Origin of the sequence: Persicirhabdus sediminis (assembly GCF_016595495.1) — a bacterium.
GTDB lineage: Bacteria > Verrucomicrobiota > Verrucomicrobiia > Verrucomicrobiales > Akkermansiaceae > Persicirhabdus > Persicirhabdus sediminis.
Genome location: NZ_JAENIM010000002.1, coordinates 1 through 2,048, shown reverse-complemented (window position 1 = coordinate 2,048; position 2,048 = coordinate 1). Strand labels below are relative to the sequence as shown.

Below are 2,048 nucleotides of genomic sequence, written 5' to 3'. Positions count from 1 at the left end.
GAAAGATCAGCGTAGCCTTTCAGAATGAGCGCGAGCTTAGATGATACAAGAGTGCGAGAGAACTCGAGCCTGTATAGCTTGAAATGAGAACTTGCACTCAGTGAGGCTTTTATCTATCAACTAGATCTAACGTTGCGCGCACAAGCTTGCGCAGAGGATGACAAGTCAGTTTTTTCTGCAAGTTATCCTGCGATGAACCTGACAGAAAAAACTCTATGAAAGAAGTCATCCTAGCATTCCCGTCTCCGCACGAGCTCGATTCCTTGAGTAGGATAGACGTGCGGACAGATATCAAGTCGTTGCGCCTAACTGCGTCTCAGTCCCTCATTCGTTTCACTCAATCAAGCCTGCTCTCGCAGTAGGCGAACTCTTCGTTCTCTGAAAATATGCCGAATACCCTTCAGATGAGAATCGCTCGTCGAAATCGGCGCTCTATTGATTACCACGATTATTACATCAATGAGCGTAGACTAGCTGACGTCTTGAAGATCGGAGACTTTATCCCTCCTTTTGGTTGGATGTCCGCCGAAATTGAAGACCAATTTGCGAGGATGTTGCTTGGTTATTCGGAGAGTGACCTGCGTCCGAACAGAATACCTCTCTTTGTTTGCCCTGAATGTGCCGATTATGGCTGCGGTGTTGGAACTTGCGAAGTAGCGTTCACAGAAGAGAAGGTTACTTGGTTTCGATTTGGTTGGGAGACAGACTACGAAGATAAACTGACTCAGGAATCTCATGAGATTGATGTTCGCTTTGATTTTGAGCCCTCGCATTACACAGAGTTTTTCTCCCAATATCTGCTCAACAGAGAACAAGTCGGAGCTGGCAATCCGCTACCCGCGCAGTAGTTTCGTTTTATGATTTTTAGAACCCCAACCCCTTCGTCGAACTAGCGCCGCCGGTAGCGGATGCCAGTCCTTCGACGTTATGCAGAAAAGACCTATGCCTTACGCCAAGTTTCTAATATTCATAAGTTTCTCAATTATCGTTGCGTGTAAAGAAGAGACTTCAGAGGATGATTTAATAGTGGATAGCGAGGTTAAGAAGGCTCAACAACAGGTTAATTCAATATCTGCGGTTGTAAATATAGCTGATAAGCAAGAACCCTTTAGGGATTTGTCCAATCAGTTGATCTTTGCACATGTAACTAGTGATACTTTTTCTAATCAATATAGTCCGTATAAGCGTTCTAAAGATCGTTCCTTATTTATTGATGTTTGGGGGAACCCTATAGTGCTTTCCAGGGGGGATGATGGTGGAATAGTTGCAACTTCATCTGGTTTAGATGGCACTTTTTCGAGAAGTGAAGATAGCGACGACATTGAGTCTTTTCCGTTTTATCGAAAGTAAGTAATCGCTTTGCATAACAAGACGGTGGATAGCAACCAGATATACGTGCTCGCGTTTTCGTAAGATTGCTTGCTTCGATGCAGTTTTTTAAGCTACTCATAGCTATCAGGCATCAGATATCTGGTGCATCACCTATACGTTCTGCCAAAAAATATCTCAAATACTAAGAATCCTAACCAAGAAAAGACAATGATCTCATTTAAACCACTCGACGAAACCTGTCCAATCCATCAACAACTCGACGAAACCGCGTCTCCTGTTGTCCTCGTCAACGTATTCACCGTTGCTCCAGAGGAGGCCGATCAACTCATCAAAGCATGGGAGAATGATGCCAACTGGATGAAGCAGCAGCCCGGTTACATCTCCACGCAACTGCATCGCGCCATCGGTCAGAGTTCTGTATTTATGAACTACGCTACCTGGGATTCGGTCGAAGATTTTAAGAATGCATTCAATCACCCGGACTTCAAAGCCGCTATGGGTGCATACCCATCGAGTTCAGTTGCTAGCCCTCATCTATTCGAGAAAGTTGCAGTTACAAACCTCTGCACAAAATAAAGCACAAATAGAACACCGGGCAGAACAAGGCGTCGCTCCCAACACCTGCCCCGCTGCGAGTTCAATCCGTCATGATCATTCAACCCTCAAACCGCAGTCGAAGCCGCGCCCCCGGGCAGGTGTGAGAGGACTTCGACGTT

The 2,048-nt window shown here is 45.6% G+C and carries 3 protein-coding genes; all 3 read left to right on the top strand.

What is annotated here, in order from left to right; translation table 11 throughout:
* Nucleotides 1-482 precede the first annotated feature (482 nt).
* The 3 genes from JIN82_RS00020 (at nt 483) to JIN82_RS00010 (ending at nt 1,908) form a co-directional block, all read left to right on the top strand.
* Nucleotides 483-848 (top strand): hypothetical protein, encoded by a 366-nt coding sequence (locus JIN82_RS00020; protein WP_234041658.1) that lies wholly within the window; start codon nt 483-485, stop codon nt 846-848.
* A 79-nt stretch (nt 849-927) separates the two neighbouring features.
* Nucleotides 928-1,350: a hypothetical protein gene (locus JIN82_RS00015; RefSeq protein WP_200309475.1), complete on the top strand. Its 423-nt coding sequence runs from the start codon at nt 928-930 to the stop codon at nt 1,348-1,350.
* Between the two features lie 189 nt (nt 1,351-1,539).
* Nucleotides 1,540-1,908, top strand: coding sequence for an antibiotic biosynthesis monooxygenase (locus tag JIN82_RS00010; protein ID WP_200309474.1), 369 nt, complete (start codon nt 1,540-1,542; stop codon nt 1,906-1,908).
* The last annotated feature ends 140 nt before the right edge of the window (nt 1,909-2,048 follow it).